The following is a 22,448-nucleotide window of genomic DNA, read 5'->3' on the forward strand; positions in this document are numbered from 1 at the left end:
TCAGGGAAGCGCGACGCGTACGGCGGCCGGTATGCACTCCGCGGTGAGCGGCAGCGGCCCGAGCGGTTCCCCGTCCGCGTAGCCGGTGATGCCCTCGGCGACGAGCTCGACACGGGCCGCCCGGTGCACGGTCACCACGGGATGACCGACGTGGGTGCCCCGGTAGACCTTCGGGAACACCTTGAGCAGCGTCGTACGGCTGCAGTCCCCGACCACCGTGATGTCGAACAGCCCGTCACCGAGGTCCGCGCCGGGGCAGATCCTCATGCCGCCGCCGTACGACGATCCGTTGCCGACGGCCACGAGCGTCGCCTCGATCTCCCGGGTCTCGCCGTCGTCCAGGGTGACGCGGTACGGGAAGGGCCGGAAGGCGGCCAGCTCGGCGAGCATGGCGAGGTCGTACTTGAAGCGGCCGACGGGCCACCGCATCCGGTTCCCGCGGTCGTTGACCCGGGAGTCGAACCCGGAGGCGAGGACGGTGCCGAACCACCTGCCGTTCACCCGGCCCAGGTCGACATCACGCAACCGGTCGCCCTTGAGCGCCTCGGCGATCAGGCGCCCCGATGCCGCCGGGTCGCGCACGGGCAGGCCGAGGGCGCGCGCGAAGTCGTTCCCGGTGCCGACGGCGACCAGACCGAGCGGGGTACGGGTCCCCGCGACGGCCTGCAGGGCGAGGTTCGCCATGCCGTCACCGCCGACCGCGACCAGGGCGCCGGTCCCGTCCGCGACGGCTTCCCGCGCCAGGGTGAGGGCGTCCGCCGCGTTCTCGCCGAGGACCGTCCGGACGGAGAATCCCGCGGCACGCAATGCGGAAGCGGCCGGCTGCGCCGCGTGGGCGCCCCGGCCGCGGCCCGCGGTGGGGTTGACGAAGAGGGTGATCTCGCTGGTCACAGGCTGACCCTACGAGGTCCCGGGCTTCGTCAGGTCACGTCGTCATAACCGTTGACCCGGTCCGAGGTGGCCTGCTCCGGAAGGGCCCCGCGGGCCGTCACGGACTCGGTCTCGCCGATGTCCTCAGGGGTGAGGTCGAGCTCGGAGGCCTCGTCGTCGGCCGGTCCCGCGGCCTCGCGCCGAAGCTTGCGCCGGTCGTTGAGCAGCGAGAAGGCGACCGCGCCGAAGTACAGGATCCAGATCGGCCCGGCGAGCGCCAGCATGGTCAGCGGGTCGGTGCTCGGGGTGGCGAGGGCCGCGAAGACCGTGATGCCCATGATCATCGCGCGCCACCAGCCCAGCATGCGCCGACCGGTGAGGATGCCCGTGAGGTTGAGCATCACCAGGAGCAGCGGCAGCTCGAAGGAGAGACCGAAGACGACCACCATGCGCGTCACGAGATCGAGCAGGTCGTCCAGCGGCAGGAGGTTGCTGACGCCGTTCGGCGTGAACTCCATCAGTACCTTCGCCGTGGTGGGCAGCACCTTGTAGGCGAAGAAGGCGCCGCCCAGGAACAGCGGCACACCCGTGGCGACGAACGCGTACGCGTACTTCTTCTCGGTCCTGTGCAGACCCGGTGCGACGAACGCCCAGAGCTGGTAGAGCCAGACCGGCGAGGCGAGCACGACGCCCGCCATCAGGGAGACCTTCAGCGCCAGGGTGAACGGGGCGAGCAGACCGTTGATGGTGATCTGCGCGCACTGGTGGTTCTTGGGCTGCTTCGCCAGCTCGGCGAAGGTCTCCGGACACCCGACGGAGTCCAGGACCGGCTTGGTGAAGAAGTTGATGATGTCGTTGTAGTAGAAGGCCGCGACGATCGTCACCAGGACGATGGCCAGCACCGCCTTCGCGAGCCGGTTGCGGAGCTCGCGAAGATGGTCCGCGAGGGGCATGCGCCCCTCGGGGTCCTTCTCCGTGTTGCGGGCAGACTTGAGCAACCCACATCCTCATCTCATGCGGCGGGCCGGAGATCACCGGCCCTGCGTCAGCGCTGGGTCGTGTCCGTCGGCTCGTTGACCGGGCGCGAGCTGGTCACGTCGCCGGGGGCGGCCTGGATGGTGCGCTGAGCCGGGGGCTGCTCGTCGGTGCTGGGCGGGCCGGCCGGGGCGGGGTTGCTGCCCTCGTCCTTCATCGCCTTGGCCTCGCTCTTGAGGATCCGGGCGGACTTGCCGAGGGAGCGCGCCATGTCCGGAAGCTTCTTCGCGCCGAACAGCAGGATGATGACGACGAGGATGAGAATGATCTCGGGAGCTCCGAGCCTTCCGAACATAAGTCTTTACCTTCTCACCGAGGCTGCATGGTCGGGGTGCTGTCCGATCGGTCGGACATGTGTCCGATCGTCGTTTCGCCAGCGATCGTAACGCTCAGGGGTGAACGCGGGACAATCCCTGTGCGTACTCCCAGTTCGCGGTCCGCGCCTCGTTATCCGGGCCGCGACCTTGAGCGTACCTGGCCCCGGCACGAAGTTGACAGGCTGCAGTGACTCATTGCTCATCCATGGAGCGACTCATACCGCATCCATAGAGCGAGCGGCCCCGACAGCGGCCCGTTCCAGGTCATCGGCGGCTTTGTTGATACGGCGCGCGGAGTCGGCCACCTGTCGGCCGAGACGCTCCGCTTCCAGGAAGACACGGACGGCGAGCACTCCGAGAACCGCGATTCCCAGGAACCCCACAGCGATCGCAAACATCGGCCAGAACATGACGACGACCCTAGAGGGTGGAGTGCAGTCGCAGCGTGCGGACCCCGCCCCCGGTGAGCAGCTCGACGATGCGCTCCCCCGCGGGCTTGCGGACGGCGGAACCGCACTCGGGGCAGGTGAACGAGTAGAACGTGGTGCGGCTGCTGGCGCCGATGGCCAGGCGCAGGGCGCCCGGCGTGAGCTCGAAGCCGGCCCGGCAGTCGGGACAGGCGGCCTTGAACATGACCTCGACCGCCCTTCGCATCCCGGCGAAGGCCGTCACGACCGACATCTCCGACGCACCCGAGGGCGCCCCCGTCCGACCCGGGGTCCCCGCCCGCGCGGCACCCGACTTCTCCGAGGTGCCCGGCCTTCCCGGCGTACCGGCCGTCGACGACGTGCTCAAAGTCCTTGCTCCCGCCTCTCGTACGGCCCGTCCTCGACCCCTTCGAGCCCCTCCGGCGCGTCGTAGGCGGCGAGCGCCTCGCGGGCCGCGCCGCGGGCACTGTCCGCGAGGTCCTGCGGCGAGACGATCCGGCCGTCACCGCCGAGGCGCAGGGCCAGCCGCCGCAGCGACGTGGGATCGGGGGTCCGCAGAGTGATACGCAGCCCGCCGTCCGGCAGCTCATCCGCGCTGTCGTGCGGGTAGTACTCGGCGACCCAGCGCCCGCCCGGACCCACCTCGACGACCACCTCGGGGTCCTCGGCCGCGGGCTGGACCAGCCCCTCGGACAGGTCCCGCAGCTCGACCTCGGGCGGCGCGGACGGCTCGTCCAGGATGCGGATCTCGGCGACCCGGTCGAGCCGGAAGGTGCGGCGCGCCTCGGAGCGGCGGCACCATGCCTCGACATAGGTGTGACCGACGCTGACCAGGCGGATCGGGTCGATCTCGCGCTCGCTCAGCTCGTCCCGCGAGGGCGAGTAGTAGCGGATCCACAGCCGGCGCCGCTCGGAGATCGCCCGGTCCACGTCGGCGAAGACGCCGCCCTCGGACTCGAAGGTCACCGAGAGCCGCGAACTGGCACCCGCCGCCTCCCCGGAAGCGGCCTCCACCTTGGCGGTGGCCCGCAGCAGCGCCTGCCGGTCGCCCTCGCGCAGCCCGGGCAGGGTGGACACCGCGCGCGCGGCCACCAGCAGTGCCGTCGCCTCGTCGGCTGCGATCCGCAGCGGCTCGGCGACGTCGTCGGGGTTGTGCCACCAGATCCGGTCGCCGTCGGTGTCGATGTCGAGCAGATCCCCGCCGCGGAAGCTGGTCCCGCACAGCGGCAGCACGTCGAGGTCGGAGATCAGCTCGTCCTCGGTGATCCCGAAGGCCCGGGCGACATCGCCGACGCGCGCGCCGGGGCGCTCGCGCAGATACGTCACCAGGGAGAGCATCCGCCGGGTCTGGTCGATCGCGTTCGTGGGCCTGGCCGGTTTTCCTGCCACTTTCTTACGTTTCCCCTCAGCCCTTGGCCACGGCGCGCAGCCGGTCGACGACATCGGCCCGCAGTTCGGCGGGCTCGACGACCACGACGTCCGGCCCGAACTCGACGAGCCAGGCGTCCAGTCCGTGCCCGTACGGAATCTCCAACTCGTCCCAGCCGTCTCCCAGTTCCCGTACGGAGACGGCCTTGGCCCGCAGCGGGTAGCCCGCACCGGAGCGCAGCCGGATCAGCGCGGAGCGGTCCGTGATCTCCCCCGCCCAGCCGGCGACCGTCTCACGCACGGTGACGACATCCGGCGCCTCGGCCGTGTACCGCCCCGCACGCGCGCGGACCTTGCCGGTGATCCGGGAGAGCCGGAAGACGCGCTCGGCGCTCCGGTCGCGGTCCCAGCCCGCGAGGTACCAGTGGCCGCGCCAGCACTCCAGGGCCCACGGCTCGACATGCCGGGTCTCGGGGCGCGCGGCGGTGGCCTTGCGGTAGTCGAAGACGACCGGGCGCCGGTCGCGGCAGGCGAGCATCAAGGGTTCGAAGGCCGCCTCGTGCACGGGGATGTGCGGCTCCAGCGCGCCGTGGGCCCCGTACGGGTCCACGTCCTCGGGCAGCCCCGCGGCACGCAGCTTCTGGAGCGCGCCGCTCGCGGCACCGGCCAGCCGGGCCTGCTGCCAGACCTTGGCGGCCAGACCGAGAGCGGCCGCCTCCTCGGCGTCGAGGGTGATGGGCGGCAGGCGGTTGCTGTCGCGGCGGGCGAGATAGCCGACCTCGCCGTCGAGGTTCTCCACCGTCTCGATGACCAGGCCGAGTTCGCGCAGGTCGTCCTTGTCGCGTTCGAACATCCGGTTGAAGGAGTCGTCCGACCCGGCTTCCAGATAGGCCTCGATGGACTCGCGGAGTTCGCGCTTGCTGAGCGGCCGCCGCGTCCCGAGCAGACACAGTGCGAGGTTCATCAGCCGCTCGGCCTTGGCAATGGCCATCGACGCCCTTCCTATGGTGCTTCCGACCGATGACCGTACCGCTCCGCGGTGTCGCGGCAAAAGCCGAGGGCCCATGCCCGGACAGGCATGGGCCCCAGGTGATCGGATCCGGTCTACCGGGATCAGACTTCGAGCAGGTCGACCACGAAGATCAGCGTCTCACCGGGCTTGATCGCCGGGGTCGGACTCTGGTCGCCGTAGGCGAGGTGGGCGGGGATGGTCAGCTGGCGACGGCCACCGACCTTCATGCCCTGCACACCCTTGTCCCAGCCCTTGATGACGCGGCCGCCACCGAGCGGGAAGCGGAACGGAGAGTTCCGGTTCCAGCTGGCGTCGAACTCCTCACCAGTGCTGAAGGCCACACCCACGTAGTGCACCGTGACGTTCTGCCCCGCCTTGGCCACGGGGCCTTCGCCCTCCCAGATGTCCTTGATCTCGAGGTCCGCCGGGGGCTCGCCGCCCGGGAAGTCGATCTCGGGCTTCTCGATGCTCACGTCTTTGCTCCTGCTTGTATACGTATGGGCAACACGGACAGTCTTACATCACCGGGGAGTTACATCTTCGCCAGGATGTCGACCGAGAAGACGAGCGTGGAATCCTTCTTGATGCCACTGCCGGCCGGCGGGTTGTCGCCGTAACCCAGCTTCGGCGGGATCACGATGAGGACGCGGCTGCCCACCTTCTTGCCGGTCAGCCCCTGCGCCCAGCCCTTGACGACCTGCTGGAGCGAGAACGACGTCAGCTGACCCCGCTTGTACGTGGAGTCGAACTCCTTGCCGCTGTCCCAGAGCACGCCCTCGTACTGCACCAGGACGCTGCTGTTGGCCGCGACCTCCTCGCCGTCGCCCTCGATCACGTAGTTCGCCACGAGCTTCGTGGGGGCATCCGTCTTCGGCACCGTGATCTTGGGGGCGTCGCCGTCCGTGTTGGTCCCGACCTTCGGCAGCGCGGCGTCGCTCTGCGCGACGTTCTTGCCCTTGGCGGAGCTCTTGGAATTGAACGTGTTCTCGATGTCGACGACGAACACGAGCGTGTCGGTGCCCTTGATACCCGCCTGCGCGTTGCCCTGCGTGCCGTAGCCCCAGGTCGGGGGAACGGACATCTCGACGCGGCTGCCGGCCTTCTTGCCGACCAGACCGTAGCGCCAGCCGTCGATGATGCCGCCCTGCGCGAGCTGGATGACCAGCGGCGTCTTGCGGTCGTAGGAGTTGTCGAAGACCTTCGCCGTGGCCCAGATCTGGCCCAGGTAGTTGGCCTGGATGTAGTCGTTCTCCGCGACCGTCTGGCCATTGCCCGCGATGACCGTCCTGACCGCGAGGTCCTTCGACGGCTCACCGGTGCCCTTGGCGACGGTCGGCTTCTCCCCGAATTTCGTACCGGCGGTGATCGCCGGCAGCGGACCGTCGACGATCTTCGGCGGAGGCGGCGCGGAGGCCGCGGCGGAGGCCGAAGGCGACGGGCTGTTGCTGGACTTGGCCGTGTCTGACTTGCCGTCGTCACCGCATCCGGCAAGTGTGACCAGTCCAGCGGGTACGGCGAGAAGGAGTGAGCGTCGGCGCACGGTGGGGGCCTCGTATCGGTCGATCTTGGTTGATGGCGTGCGCGCAACTCTACGACGTGAGAAGGGCGCCGTACGGAAAACGTACGGCGCCCCGCGTTGCGTTCCGCTTCACAGGCGGAACGCCCGGCTCACATTCCGGCGATGAGCTTCTCCACCCGGTCGTCCACCGAACGGAACGGGTCCTTGCACAACACCGTGCGCTGTGCCTGGTCGTTGAGCTTCAGGTGCACCCAGTCGACGGTGAAGTCGCGGCGCTGTTCCTGAGCGCGCCGGATGAAGTCGCCACGCAGCCGCGCCCGAGTGGTCTGCGGCGGTACCGACTTGCCCTCGAAGATCTTCAAGTCGTTGCAGATCCGAGCGGCTTGTCCCTTCCTCTCCAGCAGGTAGTAGAGGCCACGACGGCGATGGATGTCGTGGTAGGCGAGGTCTATCTGCGCGACCCGCGGGTGCGACATGGTCATGTTGTGCTTGGCCCGGTACCGCTCGATGAGCTGGTACTTCATGACCCAGTCGATCTCGGTGCCGATCCGGTCGAGGTCCTCGGCCTCGATCGAGTCGAGCACGCGACCCCACAGTTCGAGGACCTGTTCGACCGTTCCGGTGCGGATGCCGCGGCGGTCGACGAAGTCCACGGCCTTCTCGTAGTACTCGCGCTGCACCTCGAGCGCGGAGGCCTCACGGCCGCTGGCGAGCCGCACCTTGCGGCGGCCCGTGATGTCGTGGCTGACCTCACGGATCGCCCGAATGGGGTTCTCCAGGGTGAGGTCACGCATGACGGTGCCCGCCTCGATCATGCGCAGCACGAGGTCGGTGGCGCCGACCTTGAGGAGCATGGTCGTCTCGGACATGTTCGAGTCGCCGACGATGACGTGCAGCCGGCGGTAGCGCTCGGCGTCCGCGTGCGGCTCGTCACGCGTGTTGATGATGGGCCGGGAGCGGGTCGTCGCGGAACTGACACCCTCCCAGATGTGCTCGGCTCGCTGGCTGACGCAGTAGACGGCACCGCGCGGTGTCTGCAGCACCTTGCCGGCACCGCACAGCAACTGCCTCGTGACGAGGAACGGAATGAGGATGTCCGCGAGTCGGGAGAACTCCCCGTGCCGGGCCACCAGATAGTTCTCGTGGCACCCGTAGGAGTTGCCCGCCGAGTCGGTGTTGTTCTTGAACAGGTAGACGTCGCCCGCGATTCCTTCCTCGTGCAGGCGTCGTTCGGCGTCCACCAGGAGTCCTTCGAGAATGCGCTCGCCGGCCTTGTCGTGGGTGACGAGCTCCGTCACGTTGTCACATTCGGGTGTCGCGTATTCCGGATGTGATCCCACGTCGAGATAGAGGCGGGCACCGTTCCGCAGAAAGACATTACTGCTGCGGCCCCATGACACGACACGGCGGAAGAGGTACCGCGCCACCTCGTCGGGAGACAGGCGACGCTGTCCCCTGAACGTACACGTGACGCCGTACTCGTTCTCCAGCCCGAAAATGCGGCGGTCCATGACTGAACATTACGCCCGATCCCCTGAGCTGAAACGGGGTTCGACGGCACGGTTTGGATCATTTTCCGATGACACCGCAACGACCGCACCCCTGCCGGTAGCTGCGAGGACCCGCCCCGTGGCCAGCAGAACCACCAGCGCGGCGACGCCCGCGACCCCCGGAACGGCGAAGCCCCGGGCCGCCCCGCCCGACTCGACGACAGGCCCCGCGATGCCCGTTCCGACCGACGCGCCCACGGTGAACGTCGTCACGAGCCAGGAGAAGGCCTCGGTGACGGTGCCCGTCGGAGCGTGCCGGTCGACCAGCACGAACGCGCAGGCGATGCAGGGTGCGAGGAACACTCCGGCCAGCGTCGTCAGAGCGGTCATGGCGACCGGTCCCGGAACCAGCATCAGCGGGACGTAACACACCGCCAGAAGGGCGACGAGCACCCGCAGTCGCCGCTCCGGGGCGCCGCCCCACCGGCGCGCGCCGTAGACCACACCGCCGAGCAGCGCGCCCAGGCCGATGCCCGCCATCAGCCAGCCGTACACGACGTCCCCGCCGTGCCCGTCGGCGTACGACACCGCGGCGACCGTGATCGAGCCGATCGCCATGCCGACGAACAGCAACGCGCCGAGCAGGGCCAGCAGCCCCGGTGAGCGCAGGGCGCCGAGCCAGTGCGCCTCGCGCGGAGCCGACCGCCACGCGCGCGAGGGCGGCGAGAGGACCACGGAGAGGGCCCCCAGGACACCGATGACGCTCAGGATGAGCAGCGCGGCCCGGGCGGACCAGAGCGAGACGCACAGGGTCACGAACAACGGCCCGACGGTGAACATCACCTCCTGCGCCACGGCGTCCATCGCGTACGCGGTGTGCACCTGCTCCTCCTTGCGCAGGACGGAGGGCCACAGCGCCCGCAGGCCCCCCTCCAGGGGAGGCGTGAACAGCCCGGCCACGGCCATCGCGGCACAGGCGAGCACCGGCCGGTCCGTCCCGACGAAGGCGAAGACGCCCATCCCGAAGGCCGAGACGAGCGCAGCGGGCAGCTGCACCCGCGGTTGCCCGCGGAGGTCCACGAGCCGTCCGAGCAGGGGCTGTCCCACCGCGTTGGCCACCCCGTACACGGCGGCGAGCGCGCCCGCCAGGCTGTAGGTGCCGCCCTCGGCCCGGACGAACAGCACGACGGCGATGGCCGCGGTGGCGTTCGGCAGCCGCCCCACGAGCGTGCCGACGAGCAGCCGGGCTGCGTGCCTCGCCCTGAGAATCTCCAGGTATCCCGCGGCCATGTCGAGCCCTTCTCGTAGTGCGCGACGTCGAAGTGTTACGTATAACGTCTCCACCATACGTACCATGTGCGCTGTCCGGGAGTCCAGACGAAGGAGCAGGCCGACGGTGGCAAGAGGTAGTACGCGCCCCACGAGCCGGGACGTCGCCCAGGCCGCCGGGGTCTCCCAGGCGGCGGTCTCCCTGGTGCTGGGCGACAAATGGCGCGGCCGGGTCTCCGAGGCCACGGCGGAACGCGTCCGGGACGCGGCCCAGGAGCTCGGCTACCGCCCGAACCTGGCCGCCCGCAACCTCCGCCTCGGCCGCACCCGCACCGTCCTCCTGGTGGTCCCCGCGCTCACCACGGAGTTCTTCGCGGGCGTCTACACCGGCGCGGCCCGGGTGGCCGCCGAGCACGGCTTCGGCGTCGTCCTGTACCCCTCCCCCGAAGGCATCGGCCCCGCCCGCGACCCCTTCGGCTCCGCCCAGGCCGCCCTCGACGGCGTGATCGCCTCCTCCATGGCGGCCGACGCCCTCACGGCGATCCGCGGCGACCAGCTCCCCCTGGTCATGCTCGACAGCGACCCGGCCGGCAGCCAGGGCGCGGCGACCGTCAACCTCGACATCAAGGACGGCGTACGCCAGGTCACCGGCCACCTCCTGGAACTGGGCCACCGCCGCTTCCTGCACCTCGCGGCCGACATCCCGTCCTGGACCTTCGAGGTCCGCGCCCAGGAACTGGCCGCCCACCTCTCCGCGGTCCCCGGAACCGACCTGCGGACCGCCAGGGCACCCATCTCCTTCGAGGACGCCCTCGCGGCGGCCCAGACCGCGCTCTCCGCCCCCGGCCCACGCCCCACGGCCGTGATCTGCGACGACGACAAACTGGCCGCGGGCGCCTACAAGGCGGCCCGCCGCCTCGGCCTGCGCATCCCGGACGACATCTCCATCACCGGCCTGGACGACCTCGCCCTGGCCCGCGCCCTCGACCCGGAACTCACCACCGTCCGCCTGGACGCGGAACGCTTCGGGGAACAGGGGATGAAGGCCCTCCTCGCCGTCCTGGACGGCCGCACACCCCCCCAGGGGGACATCCCGGTCGAACTGGTCGTACGAGGCTCCACGGCCCCGCCAGGCTCGTAGACGCCACCGCTGTCACCACCGGGCCCACGGACCCGAACCGGCACACGGAAGGGGCCGCGCCGGCATGCACCGGGGCGGCCCCTTCCGTGTAAGCACCCTACGGACGGGCGCGAGGTCGAACCACGACCTCACTCGTCGTCGTCGGCGTCCTCGGCCTCCGTCGCGGTCTCCGCTCCCCCGGCCTCCAGCAGCCGGCCCAGCTGACGGCCGACGATCCGCTTGAACTTCCGCTTCTGCGGGCGCGTCCGGTCCAGCACCGCGACCTCCAGCCGCTCCGCGGGAATCTCCCGCTCGCCGCCGTTGGGCTCCCGGGACAGCGACTGAACGGCCAGCTTCAGCGCCTCCGCCAGCGACATCCCGTCCTGGTGCTGGGTGTCCAGATAGGTACTGATCTGCTCGGCATTGCCGCCGACGGCGACCGAACCGTGCTCGTCGACGATCGAACCGTCGTGCGGCAGCCGGTAGATCTGGTCGCCCTCGGGCGTCTCGCCGACCTCGGCGACCACCAGCTCCACCTCGTACGGCTTCTCCGCCGCCGACGAGAAGATCGTGCCCAGCGTCTGGGCGTACACATTGGCGAGACCGCGGGCGGTCACGTCGTCACGGTCGTACGTGTAGCCCCGCAGGTCGGCGTAGCGCACGCCGCCGATCCGCAGGTTCTCGTACTCGTTGTACTTGCCGGCGGCCGCGAAGCCGATCCGGTCGTAGATCTCGCTGAACTTGTGCAGCGCGCGGGACGGGTTCTCGCCGACGAACACAATGCCGTCGGCATACTGCAGCACGACCAGGCTGCGGCCACGGGCGATGCCCTTGCGGGCGTACTCCGCCCGGTCGGCCATGGCCTGCTGGGGTGAGACATAGAACGGCGTCGACACCGGTTATCCGTCCCTTTCTGTCGAAGTCACTGGATCACCTGGAAAATGAGACCGGTCTCAGAGCAGCGCGGCGCGCGGGCCGTCGGGCTGCTCAAGTCGCCGCTCCAGGATCAAGCGGGCGATCTCGGAGGACTCCTCGTCGGTGAGCCGGCGGAAGCCGCTCTCGGTGATCACGGTGACGATCGGGTAGATCCGGCGCGCGACATCGGGACCACCGGTCGCCGAGTCGTCGTCGGCAGCGTCGTACAGGGCCTGGATGACCAGCGTCGTGGCCTGGTCCTCGGTCAGGTCCTTGGCGTAGAGCTTCTTCATGGCGCTGCGCGCGAAGAGCGAGCCGGAGCCCGTGGCCGCGTAGCCGTGCTCCTCGGAGCGGCCGCCGGTCACGTCGTAGGAGAAGATGCGGCCCTTGTCGCGGTCCACGTCGAAGCCCGCGAAGAGGGGCACCACGGCGAGGCCCTGCATGGCCATGCCGAGGTTGGAACGGATCATCGTGGACAGGCGGTTCGCCTTGCCCTCCAGCGAGAGCTGGGCGCCCTCCACCTTCTCGAAGTGCTCCAGCTCCAGCTGGAACAGCTTCACCATCTCGACGGCCAGACCCGCCGTACCGGCGATGCCCACCGCCGAGTACTCGTCGGCCGGGAACACCTTCTCGATGTCGCGCTGCGCGATGACGTTCCCCATCGTGGCCCGCCGGTCGCCGGCGAGGACGACCCCGCCGGGGAACGTGACGGCGACGATGGTCGTGCCGTGCGGGGCCTCGATCACACCCTGGACGGGCGGCAGTTGCCGCTTGCCCGGCAGCATCTCCGGCTGGTGCTCGGACAGGAAGTCCATGAAGGACGACGACCCGGGCGTCAGGAAGGCAGCCGGTAGACGCCCGGTGCTACGAGTGTTGGCTTCCACGCGTTTCCCTCCAGGTAGGCGGCAGCCCGACGAACAGCGTCGGGATCATCTCCCAACTTGCCGATGGTCGAATTGCAGTTGAAGCACAGTACGCCACGGACACTACCCGTCTTGTGGCAGTGATCCACATGAACGGCAGGAGCTTTCAAGCAGATCACGCAGAGCCCCTTTTGAGAGGCGACCATCGCGTCGCGCTGGGCTTCGGTGAGGCCGTAGTGGCGTTTCAGATGATCCTCGCGCGCCCTGATGGCCCTGCACCGGGTGGACAGGTCGCCCGATGCCGACGCGTTTCGATGCCACTCGCTGTGCGGCTTCACCTCCCCGCAGGTTCGGCACTGTTTGTGCCCCTCGGGGATGTCCACCTGCTCGCGCACCGTCTTGCCGAGGGCTTCCCTGCGCCGCCGGTAGTGCGCGGCCGAACAGTCCGCCACGCACTCCCGACAACGCACTTGCAGCCCATCACACCGGTTCCTGTCAGCGGTGAACGAATCGAACGGCAGGCGCCGCCCGCATCCGGTGCATCGCTTCACTTCGAGCAGGCCCGGCGTGTCCGCTATTGACCGCCTTTTTGCACAAATGACCGAACGAAGTCCTCGGCGTTCTCCTCGAGGACATCATCGATCTCGTCCAGAACCGAGTCGACGTCGTCGCTCAGCTTCTCCTGGCGTTCCTTGAGGTCGTCGGTCGCCTGTGCGTCCTGCGCCTGCTCCTCGACCTCCTCGGTGGAACGCGTCGCCTTCTGCTGTCCGCCGCCGGTGTCCTTGGTCGCCATAACCCTCACCCCGCTCGGTTCGACGTTCTTGATCAGACCCTACAAGCAGGGTCCGACATCGGCCCCGCAGTTTGTCCAACGTACGGGGGCCACCTCGATGATTCCCGTACGCCGGGTATTCCACCCTGTCCGGCCCCTGGCCGTCCGGGCGGAAGCTCAGTTGCCCGACAGGACCCTGACCAGGTCCTCGGCCGTACGGCACCGGTCCAGGAGTTCCTTGACGTGATTACGCGTTCCGCGAAGCGGCTCCAGGGTTGGAACGCGCTGCAGCGAATCCCGGCCCGGCAGATCGAAGATCACCGAGTCCCAGGAGGCCGCCGCCACGTCGTCCGCGTACTGCTCCAGGCAGCGTCCGCGGAAGTACGCCCGGGTGTCCTCCGGAGGCTTCGTACGGGCCCGCTCGACCTCGCTCTCGTCCAGCAGGCGCTTGATCCTGCCTCGGGCCGCGAGACGGTTGTAGAGGCCCTTCTCGGCGCGTACGTCCGCGTACTGGAGGTCGACCAGGTGCAGCCGGGCCGCGTCCCAGTCGAGGCCGTCACGACGCCGGTAGCCCTCCATGAGCTCCCGCTTGGCGACCCAGTCGAGCTCTCCGGAGAGGCTCATCGGATCGTTCTCCAGGCGGTTCAGGGTGTCCTCCCAGCGCAGCAGGACGTCCTTGGTCTGTTCGTCGGCGTCCGCCCCGAACCGCTCCTCGACGTACTTGCGCGAGAGCTCGAAGTACTCCATCTGCAGCTGCACCGCGGTGAGTGTGCGTCCGCTGCGGAGCGTGACCAGTCGCTTGAGGGTCGGGTCGTGGGAGACCTGGTGGAGGGTGCGTACGGGCTGGTCGACGGCCAGGTCGACGGCGATGAAGCCGTCCTCGATCATGGAGAGGACCAGTGCCGTCGTGCCGAGCTTCAGATAGGTCGAGATCTCGGAGAGGTTCGCGTCTCCGATGATCACGTGCAGCCGGCGGTACTTCTCCGCGTCCGCGTGCGGCTCGTCCCGGGTGTTGATGATGGGGCGCTTGAGTGTCGTCTCGAGGCCCACCTCGACCTCGAAGTAGTCGGCTCGCTGGCTGAGCTGGAAGCCGTGCTCGTGCCCGTCCTGACCGATACCGACGCGGCCCGCTCCGGTGACGACCTGGCGTGAGACGAAGAACGGTGTCAGGTGCCGCACGATGTCCGAGAACGGGGTCTCCCGCTTCATCAGGTAGTTCTCGTGCGTGCCGTACGAGGCGCCCTTGTTGTCGGTGTTGTTCTTGTAGAGGTGGATCGGCTGGGCGCCCGGGAGCTGGGCCGCCCGCTCCGCGGCCTCCGCCATGATCCGCTCGCCGGCCTTGTCCCACAGGACCGCGTCCCGCGGATTGGTGACTTCGGGGGCGCTGTACTCAGGGTGCGCGTGGTCGACGTACAGCCGGGCCCCATTGGTGAGGATGACATTGGCGAGGCCGATGTCCTCGTCGGTGAGCTGACTGGAATCGGCGGTCTCCCGGGCGAGGTCGAAGCCTCGTGCGTCCCGCAGCGGGTTCTCCTCCTCGAAGTCCCAGCGGGCGCGGCGCGCCCGGTGCATCGCCGCCGCGTAGGCGTTGACGATCTGGGACGAGGTGAGCATGGCATTGGCGTTGGGGTGACCGGGGACGGAGATCCCGTACTCCGTCTCGATGCCCATTACTCGCCGTACGGTCATGCGGCCCTCCTTGCCGGCGGCGCCCTCGGTCGGGGGCGCTGCTCAAGTACCGCTGGCGCTCCGGTGCGTGTGCGGTGCCCGTCCCCGCACTTCGCGACTCGGCGGTACGAAAGAGCCTAGAACGCCTTTGCGCTGGTGGGGAGATCATTTGCGTCATTGCTGTGGTCCGGCCATGTCCTGAAAAACAGTCGGCTGCGGGTACCCGCCGAGGGCACCCGCAGCCGCCCTGTCTTTTACAGGTACTGACCGGTGTTGGCCACCGTGTCGATGGAGCGTCCGGTGTCCGCGCCCTGCTTTCCGGTGATGAGCGTACGGATGTAAACGATCCGTTCGCCCTTCTTTCCGGAGATCCTGGCCCAGTCGTCCGGGTTGGTGGTGTTCGGCAGGTCCTCGTTCTCCTTGAACTCGTCCACGCAGGCCTGGAGGAGATGGGAGACCCGAAGGCCCTTCTGGCTGTGTTCCAAGAAGTCCTTGATGGCCATCTTCTTGGCGCGTCCCACGATGTTCTCGATCATGGCGCCGGAATTGAAGTCCTTGAAGTAAAGGACTTCCTTGTCACCGTTGGCGTAGGTGACTTCCAGGAAGCGGTTCTCCTCCGACTCGGCGTACATCTGCTCCACGGCTGTCTGGATCATGCCGTGGACGGTGGCCGCCCTGTCGCCGCCGTGCTCTCCCACGTCCTCGGGGTGCAGCGGGAGACGCTCGGTGAGGTACTTCTGGAAGATGTCCTTCGCCGCTTCGGCGTCCGGGCGCTCGATCTTGATCTTCACGTCGAGTCGTCCGGGCCGCAGGATGGCGGGGTCGATCATGTCCTCACGGTTCGAGGCACCGATCACCACCACGTTCTGCAGGCCCTCCACGCCGTCGATCTCGGCGAGCAGCTGCGGGACGATGGTGTTCTCCACGTCCGAGCTGACGCCCGATCCACGGGTGCGGAAGAGGGACTCCATCTCGTCGAAGAAGACGATGACGGGTGTGCCCTCGCTGGCCTTCTCCCGTGCGCGCTGGAAGATGAGCCGGATCTGCCGCTCGGTCTCACCGACGTACTTGTTCAGGAGCTCGGGGCCCTTGATGTTGAGGAAGAAGCTCTTGCCGGTGGCCTGTCCGGTCACTTCGGCGACCTTCTTGGCCAGCGAGTTGGCCACGGCCTTGGCGATGAGCGTCTTTCCGCATCCGGGGGGCCCGTACAGCAGGACGCCCTTGGGCGGCCGCAGTTCGTGCTCCTTGAAGAGGTCGGGGTAGAGGTACGGGAGCTCGACCGCGTCGCGGATCATCTCGATCTGGCCGCCCAGACCGCCGATCTGCTCGTAGCCGATGTCCGGGACCTCTTCGAGGACGAGTTCCTCGACCTCGCTCTTGGGAACGATTTCGTAGACATATCCGGAACGGGGTTCGAGGAGCAGGGCGTCCCCGGGACGGATATTGACGTCCAGAAGCGGCTCGGCGAGCCGGACCACCCTTTCCTCGTCGGTGTGCCCCTGGACGAGGGCGCGCTCGCCGTCCTCCAGGATCTCCTTGAGGGTGACGATCTCGCCCAAGCTCTCGTACTCCATGGCCTCGACCACGTTGAGAGCTTCGTTGAGCATCACTTCCTGGCCACGCCTGAGCTCCTCGAGCTCCACGCTGGGGCTGACGTTCACCCGGAGCTTGCGGCCCCCGGTGAAGATGTCCGCCGTGCCGTCCTCATTCGCCGTGAGGAAGACACCGAAGCCCGCCGGCGGCTGCGCGAGCCGGTCGACCTCTTCCTTGAGGGCCACGATCTGGTCGCGGGCCTCACGGAGCGTGTTCGCGAGCCGCTCGTTCTGTGCGGACACGCCTGCCAGGTTCGTCTGCAACTCGACGATCCGCTCTTCGAGAATCCTCGTGTGCCGCGGAGAGTCGGCGAGCTTGCGTCGCAGGACGGCGATCTCCTGCTCAAGGTAGGCAATCTGCCCGGCGGGGTCATCGGACCCTCGTCCCGGGCGGATGCCGCGGTTCATGTCGTCGTCGTGGGCTGCCACGGTCCTCACCTCCTCCAAGGGGAGCTGGACGCTTCCAGACCCTACCTGGGTGGGTGTCGATTGAAACCCCTAGATCACAAAGACTGTAGGGGTGTGTCCGATCTTCACCCTTGCGCTCTCCCTCACGCCAGGGGAATACCCACCGAACATGATTGGGAAGCGGGCGGAGGTAGGGTCGAAGTGTTCAACACCCGTCAGAGCTGGCCCGATTCCCCAGTCTTCGGTCCGCTCGACGCAGAAAACGGCAGGAGAAATGACCGTGCAGCAGGAGGCCGGAGTCGACGGCGAGGCGCTTGAGGTCTGGATCGACCAGGATCTCTGTACCGGCGACGGGATCTGCGTCCAGTACGCGCCCGAGGTCTTTGAGCTGGACATCGACGGTCTGGCCTACGTGAAGAGCCCCGCCGACGAGCTGCTGCAGGCCGTGGGCGCCACAACGCCCGTACCGCTGCCGCTTCTGCGCGATGTGACCGACTCGGCGAAGGAGTGCCCGGGCGACTGCATCCATGTCCGTCGGGTTTCGGACAAGGTCGAGGTCTACGGTCCCGACGCGGAGTGACTTTTCGGGCACTCCGCGTCACCTGATGTCTGGTTTCTCACACCCTCCGCCGCGCGGAGGGTGTTTTCTTTCGTCCGGGCCTCGTGAGGGGGCGCTCACACGCTCCGTGCTTGGGGCGGTGTCGAGCGCACGAACGCGCCGCTCTTCCACTGCCACTTGGCGCTGTCCCTCACGTCGGGGCAGCAACTCGGCACGTCGGCCGAGGAGTAGCCGAGGAGCGTGGCGGTGACGGCTCCGTCGCGCACCGCGAAGTCCGTGACGCTCAGGCGGTCCTTGGGATCGACCAGGGTCGCCACGATCCTGGGTCGCTTCGCCCCCTCGGCCTGGGTGAGGACGTAGACGCCGCTGGGCGGGGTGCCCGAGCCGGCGTCGCAGCGGACGACGGCCACGGTCTCCGGGCGGCCGTCGCCGTCCAGGTCCCCGGAGGCCTTCTTCTCGACGAGCACTTTGGTGGGCCCGCAGGTGATCGGGAAGTCCACGCCGCTCGGATCGGGGGCGGCCGCCGGGGCTGCCGCCGGCTTCGCGCCGGCGCCGGGCTGGGCCGCCGTCGCGGGATCGGGCTGGATGATCGAGGACAGCGCCACGACTCCGGCGATGGCGGTGGCCGTGGCGACCCACTGGATGGGGCTGGTGTGCGTGTGTGCCAGTTCCGGGACGGCGGATTGCTGCACTAGGAGTGTCTCCCGTGAGGGCTGTGCCGGTGGGGGTGGGGGTGTCCCGCATGGTGCCACACGTCACAGCCTGGTGGAACGCCGGGGTCCAGACTTGTGAAGGGTTCCCGACGGAGTTCCTGCGCCGGGCCGGGGCTGTCCCGGTACGGCCCCGGCGGACGCGCCGGGAGGGAGTCCTGAAGGAGTCGCGGCCCGGTCCCTCGGTCGGCCTGCGGGCCGCCGCCGCGCGACCTCGCGCCGGACTCGGTGGATCTGTCGCCGGCCGGACCCGGGAAAGCCCGTCGGGGGCCTCCGGGCGGTCGGGTCACGCGCGCCGCAGGCACGTCGGCCGGGCCTCCGGCGGATTCCTGGGCAGCCCTGTCGGGCGGTCGGCTCACGGCGGCGGGAGCACCGTCGCGGCCTTCCGTGCGACCTGCCGGCAGGCTCGCGGACCCGTTCGCCGGGTTACCGACGACCCGTCAGCAACCTTGCGGGTGGCCTGCCGACGCGCTGCGCGGACCCGTCGGCCGGGCTCTCGGCGGAGTGCAGGCGGGCGGACGGGGCTCTGGTGGTGCGTCAACGGAAAAGCGATGTGGCCGAGTTCCCGGGATCGTCCGGGAACTCGGCCACATCGGCGGTGTGTTGGGTACGTCAGCGGGCGGCGCCGCCGTCGGCGTTCGGACCGGTGTAGTCCTCGCCGTACGCGCCCTTGGCGGGGCGGCGGCGGCGCATGGGCGGCTCGACTCCGTCCGCGAGGCGCCGGGCGGTGAGCAGGAAGCCGGTGTGGCCGATCATCCGGTGGTCCGGGCGGACGGCCAGGCCCTCGACGTGCCAGTTGCGGATCATCGATTCCCACGCGGTCGGCTCGTTGAAGGAGCCGATCTCGCGGATCGACTCGACGGTCCGCGCGAGCTGGGTGGTGGTCGCCACGTAGCAGCAGAGGATGCCGCCGGGAACGAGCGCCTTGGAGACGGACTCCAGGCATTCCCAGGGGGCGAGCATGTCGAGGATGACACGGTCGACGTCGGTGTCGCTCAGGTTGTCCTGGAGGTCGCCGACGGTGAGCTGCCAGGCGGGGTGCGGGCCGCCGAAGTAGCGCTCCACGTTCTGCTGGGCGATCTCGGCGAAGTCCTCGCGGCGCTCGTAGGAGTGCAGCATGCCCTGGTCGCCGATGGCGCGCAGCAGGAAGCTGCTGAGCGAGCCGGAGCCGACCCCCGCCTCCACGACGCGGGCGCCGGGGAAGATGTCGGCGAAGGCCAGGATCTGCCCCGCGTCCTTGGGGTAGACCACGGCGGCGCCGCGGGGCATGGACAGGACGTAGTCGGGGAGCAGGGGGCGCAGCGCGAGATAGGCGACGTTCCCCGTGGTGCGGACAACGCTGCCCTCGGGAGCACCGATCAGCTCGTCGTGGGGGAAGGAACCCTTGTGGGTGTGGAAATTCTTCCCGGCCTCGAGCGTGAACGTGTAGTGGCGGCCCTTGGGGTCGGTCAGCTGAACCTGGTCCCCGACCTTGAAGGGCCCGCGCCTGCGGGCGGCACCGGTCGGTTCGGACATGTGAACAGCCTACCGGTCCCGGGCAGGGCCGCCGACCACCGTCAGGAGGGCCGGGCCATGGCCTTCACGAAGGCCCGCTCCACGTCCGCGGCGGACAGGACGCCGTAGATCTCGCCGGAGTCCTCCACCACCAGGTACTCGGTGGCGGGGCTGGCGCGCAGGACGTCGAGGAGGTCCTCGCCGGCGAGTTCGGCGGAGACCCGCATGCCGTCGGTGAGGTCCTGGGCGAGGCCGCTGACGGCGACCCAGGGACGACGGTGCTCGGGTACGCCGACGATGGCGGCCTCGCGTACCAGGGAGAGCGGTTCGCCGTCGGCGTCGACGACGACCAGGGCGCGGGCGCCGACGTCGTTGGCGCGGCGCAGTGCCTCGGAGAGCGGGGTGCCGGTCTCGACGGGCACCGCGCGCCGGGTGAGCGAGCGGGCGCGCAGTTCCGGCAGGTGTTCGCGCAGCCGGGCCATCCGGAGGCTGTTGCCGGCGCCGGTCCAGATGATGGCCGCGAGGATGGCGGCGAGCAGGGCGTCCGTGACGGTGTCCATGCCGCCGAGGTCGTCGGGAGCGGCGCCGAGTGCCTCGGACTGGGTGAGCAGCGGCAGTCCGATCAGCACGGAGACGGCGAGGGCGCGGCCGACCCATGCGGCGGCGACGGTGCCGCTCATCGGCCTGCCGGTGATCTTCCAGACGACGGCCCGGAGCATCCGGCCGCCGTCGAGGGGCAGGCCGGGCAGCAGGTTGAAGGCGGCCACGATGAGGTTGGAGATCATCAGGCCGGCCAGCAGGACGCCGGGGACCGTGCCGGGCTCGACGGGGAGCATGGCGAGGTAGAAGACGCCGGACAGGACGAGGGAGAGGAGCGGGCCGACGAAGGCCAGCACGAACTCGCGGCCCGGGGTCTCGGCCTCCTTCTCGATCTCCGAGACACCGCCGAAGAACTGGAGCTGGATCCGGCGCACGGGCAGCTTGAAGCGGAGGGCCGCGACGGTGTGGGCGAGTTCGTGGACGAGTACGGAGGCGTAGAAGGCGACCGCGAAGAAGAGGGACACGAGGTAGCGGGCGGCGCCGAGTTCGGGCAGGACCCGGTCGAGCTGGCCGCCGAACACCCAGGTGATCAGGGCAGCGACGAGGAACCAGCTGGGTGCGACGTAGACGGGCACACCGAACGGCCGGCCCATCAGGAGTCCGCCGCCGGGCTCCTTCCTGCGGCGCGGGGGGCGTCCCTTGCCCTTGCGTGTGCGGGCGCGGGTCCGGTGGGCGTCGGTGAGGTCGTCACGGGCCGTGAAGGACGACGGCGGTTCGCCGTGGGGTTCGCCCGGGCCATCGGACGTCTCGCGGGGCTCGCCGTGGGCTCCGCTCTCCCCGGTGGCTTCGGTGGCGGCTGGGGCCTTCACCAGCGGGTCTCGGGATGCTTCGGTGCCGGAGGGCGACTCCGGTCCGGGCGCCGGGTCCTCCTCGGGCCCGGTCCGGTCATGAGCGGTGGTGCCGTCGTCGGCCCCGGTCCCGGAGTGGGCCAGGGAGCGGGAGCCGGTCTGTGCCCGGGCGGGCGTCTCGGTCTCGTCCCGGGCCGCGGTGTCCGCGTCGGTGTCCGCGTCGGTGTCCGGGTCGTTGTCCGGGTCGTTGTCCGCCTCGGTCGGGGCGTCGTGATCGGGGGCCGTGGGCGCCGGCCCGGTGGGGGTGTCGGGTCCGGCCGCTCCGGTGCGTGTGGCGTCGGCGGCCGGCCCGGCGGAGGCCCGGGGCCTCTCGGGGTGCTCGGTCGCCTCGCCGGTACCGGACCGCGGCTGCCCGCTCCCGCCGCTCTCGTCCACGATGTCCCCTCGTTCGAAGCGTCTCCCGCCCCCGGTCGCGCGGAGCAGGAGGGTCTGTGGTCGATGGTATGCGGCGGTCGCGGCACGTTCCGCCCCGGCACCCCCCCTGTTTTCCGCGCCGTCGCCCCGCCGGGACGGGGTCACTGTCAGTGGCGGGCCGTAGAGTCTGTCGTCATGGAAACCAGCACCGAGGGCGCGGCGCCCGACGAAGCGGCCGCGGCCACCGAAGCCGTCGCGCCCGCCGCCGACGGACCGGCCCCGGCGGTCGCGCGCGCGCCGGCCTCGCTGTCGCCCTCGCGTGCCAGTGACTTCATGCAGTGTCCGCTGCTGTACCGCTTCCGGGTGATCGACAAGCTGCCCGAGAAGCCGAGTGCGGCGGCGACCAGGGGCACCTTGGTGCACGCGGTCCTGGAGCGGCTTTTCGACGCCCCGGCCGTGGACCGGACCGCGCCGCGCGCCAAGTCGCTGATCCCCGGCCAGTGGGACCGGCTGCGGGAGAGCAGGCCGGAGGTCGTGGAACTGTTCGCCGACGATCCGGAGGGCGAGCGTCTCGCGGGCTGGCTCGCCGAGGCCGAGCAGCTGGTGGAGCGCTGGTTCACGCTGGAGGACCCGACGCGGCTCGAACCGGCGGAGCGGGAGCTGTTCGTCGAGGCGCGGCTCGATTCCGGGCTCACCCTGCGCGGCATCATCGACCGGGTCGACGTGGCCCCGACGGGCGAGGTCCGGATCGTCGACTACAAGACGGGAAAGGCGCCGCGGCCCGAGTACGCCGAGGGTGCCCTGTTCCAGATGAAGTTCTACGCCCTGGTGGTGTGGCGGCTGAAGCAGGTGGTCCCGCGCCGGCTCCAGCTCGTCTATCTCGGCAGCGGTGACGTGCTGACGTACGACCCGGTGATCGAGGACCTGGAGCGTGTCGAGCGCAAGCTGCTGGCCCTGTGGGACGCCATCCGGCTGGCGACGGAGACGGGTGAGTGGCGGCCGCGTCCCACCAAACTCTGCGGCTGGTGCGACCACCAGGCGGTATGCCCGGAATTCGGTGGTACTCCCCCGGTGTACCCGCTCCCGGTCAGGGTGCCCGAGTCCGGGGCCCGGGAGCAGGGCAGAATGGGGCCGGACTAGCGAAGACATCTCACGGAGCTAGGCGTCAAGCTGCCTCCGCAAGAAGGGAGGGGAACGCGGTTTGTTCGTCGAACAGTTCCCCTCGCTGGAGGCAGTG

Annotated in this window: 23 protein-coding genes; 3 read left to right on the plus strand and 20 right to left on the minus strand. The window is 69.5% G+C overall.

Translation table 11 applies throughout. From position 1 onward, the window contains the following. The 11 genes from ACWD68_RS10185 to ACWD68_RS10235 form a co-directional block, all read right to left on the minus strand. Positions 1-891 (minus strand): diacylglycerol kinase, encoded by an 891-nt coding sequence (locus ACWD68_RS10185; RefSeq protein WP_451806002.1) that lies wholly within the window; start codon positions 889-891, stop codon positions 1-3. 29 nt (positions 892-920) lie between these two features. Beyond that, positions 921-1,868 (minus strand): twin-arginine translocase subunit TatC, encoded by a 948-nt coding sequence (gene tatC / locus ACWD68_RS10190; protein ID WP_451806003.1) that lies wholly within the window; start codon positions 1,866-1,868, stop codon positions 921-923. A gap of 47 nt (positions 1,869-1,915) precedes the next feature. After that, positions 1,916-2,200, minus strand: a complete 285-nt coding sequence (gene tatA / locus ACWD68_RS10195) for a Sec-independent protein translocase subunit TatA (protein ID WP_389504106.1) — start codon at positions 2,198-2,200, stop codon at positions 1,916-1,918. Between the two features lie 237 nt (positions 2,201-2,437). Next, positions 2,438-2,632: a hypothetical protein gene (locus ACWD68_RS10200; RefSeq protein WP_266756810.1), complete on the minus strand. Its 195-nt coding sequence runs from the start codon at positions 2,630-2,632 to the stop codon at positions 2,438-2,440. 10 nt (positions 2,633-2,642) lie between these two features. Continuing rightward, entirely contained in the window at positions 2,643-2,903 is a 261-nt protein-coding gene (locus ACWD68_RS10205; RefSeq protein WP_351127313.1) for a hypothetical protein, read from the minus strand. A 110-nt stretch (positions 2,904-3,013) separates the two neighbouring features. Further along, positions 3,014-4,039, minus strand: coding sequence for a helix-turn-helix transcriptional regulator (locus ACWD68_RS10210; protein ID WP_451806004.1), 1,026 nt, complete (start codon positions 4,037-4,039; stop codon positions 3,014-3,016). A 16-nt stretch (positions 4,040-4,055) separates the two neighbouring features. After that, complete coding sequence (locus ACWD68_RS10215; protein WP_451806005.1) at positions 4,056-5,009, minus strand: helix-turn-helix transcriptional regulator; 954 nt, start codon at positions 5,007-5,009, stop codon at positions 4,056-4,058. Positions 5,010-5,131: 122 nt separating this feature from the next. Beyond that, positions 5,132-5,503 carry an FKBP-type peptidyl-prolyl cis-trans isomerase gene (locus ACWD68_RS10220; RefSeq protein ID WP_451806006.1) on the minus strand — a complete coding sequence of 124 codons (372 nt, stop codon included), beginning with the start codon at positions 5,501-5,503 and terminating at the stop codon, positions 5,132-5,134. A gap of 59 nt (positions 5,504-5,562) precedes the next feature. Then, complete coding sequence (locus ACWD68_RS10225) at positions 5,563-6,570, minus strand: FKBP-type peptidyl-prolyl cis-trans isomerase (protein ID WP_451806007.1); 1,008 nt, start codon at positions 6,568-6,570, stop codon at positions 5,563-5,565. A gap of 128 nt (positions 6,571-6,698) precedes the next feature. Continuing rightward, on the minus strand, positions 6,699-8,060 hold the full coding sequence (gene pafA / locus ACWD68_RS10230; protein ID WP_081223485.1) for a Pup--protein ligase: 1,362 nt from the start codon (positions 8,058-8,060) through the stop codon (positions 6,699-6,701). 9 nt (positions 8,061-8,069) lie between these two features. Further along, positions 8,070-9,329 (minus strand): MFS transporter, encoded by a 1,260-nt coding sequence (locus ACWD68_RS10235; protein WP_451806008.1) that lies wholly within the window; start codon positions 9,327-9,329, stop codon positions 8,070-8,072. A 106-nt stretch (positions 9,330-9,435) separates the two neighbouring features. Between ACWD68_RS10235 and ACWD68_RS10240 the strand changes: the two genes are divergently transcribed. Next, positions 9,436-10,449: a LacI family DNA-binding transcriptional regulator gene (locus ACWD68_RS10240; RefSeq protein ID WP_451806009.1), complete on the plus strand. Its 1,014-nt coding sequence runs from the start codon at positions 9,436-9,438 to the stop codon at positions 10,447-10,449. A gap of 128 nt (positions 10,450-10,577) precedes the next feature. On the opposite strand, the gene prcA is transcribed toward ACWD68_RS10240, so the two are convergent. The 6 genes from prcA to arc form a co-directional block, all read right to left on the minus strand. Next, a complete protein-coding gene (prcA, locus tag ACWD68_RS10245) occupies positions 10,578-11,324 on the minus strand; it encodes a proteasome subunit alpha (RefSeq protein ID WP_451806010.1) in 747 nt (248 codons plus the stop codon). 57 nt (positions 11,325-11,381) lie between these two features. After that, positions 11,382-12,227 (minus strand): proteasome subunit beta, encoded by an 846-nt coding sequence (gene prcB / locus ACWD68_RS10250; protein WP_451806011.1) that lies wholly within the window; start codon positions 12,225-12,227, stop codon positions 11,382-11,384. Beyond that, entirely contained in the window at positions 12,179-12,757 is a 579-nt protein-coding gene (locus ACWD68_RS10255; protein ID WP_451806012.1) for an endonuclease VII domain-containing protein, read from the minus strand. The genes prcB and ACWD68_RS10255 overlap by 49 nt, the downstream gene beginning before the upstream one ends. 23 nt (positions 12,758-12,780) lie before the next feature. Next, a complete protein-coding gene (locus tag ACWD68_RS10260) occupies positions 12,781-12,999 on the minus strand; it encodes a ubiquitin-like protein Pup (protein WP_037739193.1) in 219 nt (72 codons plus the stop codon). Positions 13,000-13,155: 156 nt separating this feature from the next. Further along, positions 13,156-14,667, minus strand: coding sequence for a depupylase/deamidase Dop (dop, locus tag ACWD68_RS10265; RefSeq protein ID WP_451806013.1), 1,512 nt, complete (start codon positions 14,665-14,667; stop codon positions 13,156-13,158). A 233-nt stretch (positions 14,668-14,900) separates the two neighbouring features. Next, positions 14,901-16,667 carry a proteasome ATPase gene (arc, locus tag ACWD68_RS10270; protein WP_451806014.1) on the minus strand — a complete coding sequence of 589 codons (1,767 nt, stop codon included), beginning with the start codon at positions 16,665-16,667 and terminating at the stop codon, positions 14,901-14,903. A gap of 253 nt (positions 16,668-16,920) precedes the next feature. On the opposite strand from arc, the gene ACWD68_RS10275 reads away from it, so the two are divergent. Beyond that, positions 16,921-17,226 carry a ferredoxin gene (locus ACWD68_RS10275; RefSeq protein WP_451806015.1) on the plus strand — a complete coding sequence of 102 codons (306 nt, stop codon included), beginning with the start codon at positions 16,921-16,923 and terminating at the stop codon, positions 17,224-17,226. Positions 17,227-17,321: 95 nt separating this feature from the next. Here ACWD68_RS10275 and ACWD68_RS10280 read toward each other — a convergent pair whose 3' ends face one another. From ACWD68_RS10280 to ACWD68_RS10290, 3 genes are all read right to left on the minus strand, one after another. Continuing rightward, a complete protein-coding gene (locus ACWD68_RS10280; protein ID WP_451806016.1) occupies positions 17,322-17,897 on the minus strand; it encodes a hypothetical protein in 576 nt (191 codons plus the stop codon). A 630-nt stretch (positions 17,898-18,527) separates the two neighbouring features. Beyond that, complete coding sequence (locus ACWD68_RS10285; RefSeq protein ID WP_451806017.1) at positions 18,528-19,430, minus strand: tRNA (adenine-N1)-methyltransferase; 903 nt, start codon at positions 19,428-19,430, stop codon at positions 18,528-18,530. A 41-nt stretch (positions 19,431-19,471) separates the two neighbouring features. Further along, positions 19,472-21,232 carry a site-2 protease family protein gene (locus tag ACWD68_RS10290; protein WP_451806018.1) on the minus strand — a complete coding sequence of 587 codons (1,761 nt, stop codon included), beginning with the start codon at positions 21,230-21,232 and terminating at the stop codon, positions 19,472-19,474. A 174-nt stretch (positions 21,233-21,406) separates the two neighbouring features. Here ACWD68_RS10290 and ACWD68_RS10295 point away from each other — a divergent pair, with 174 nt between their 5' ends. Next, positions 21,407-22,351: a RecB family exonuclease gene (locus tag ACWD68_RS10295; RefSeq protein WP_451806019.1), complete on the plus strand. Its 945-nt coding sequence runs from the start codon at positions 21,407-21,409 to the stop codon at positions 22,349-22,351. Positions 22,352-22,448: the final 97 nt, after the last annotated feature.

The sequence above is a fragment of the Streptomyces sp. NPDC005141 genome (genome assembly GCF_053599975.1).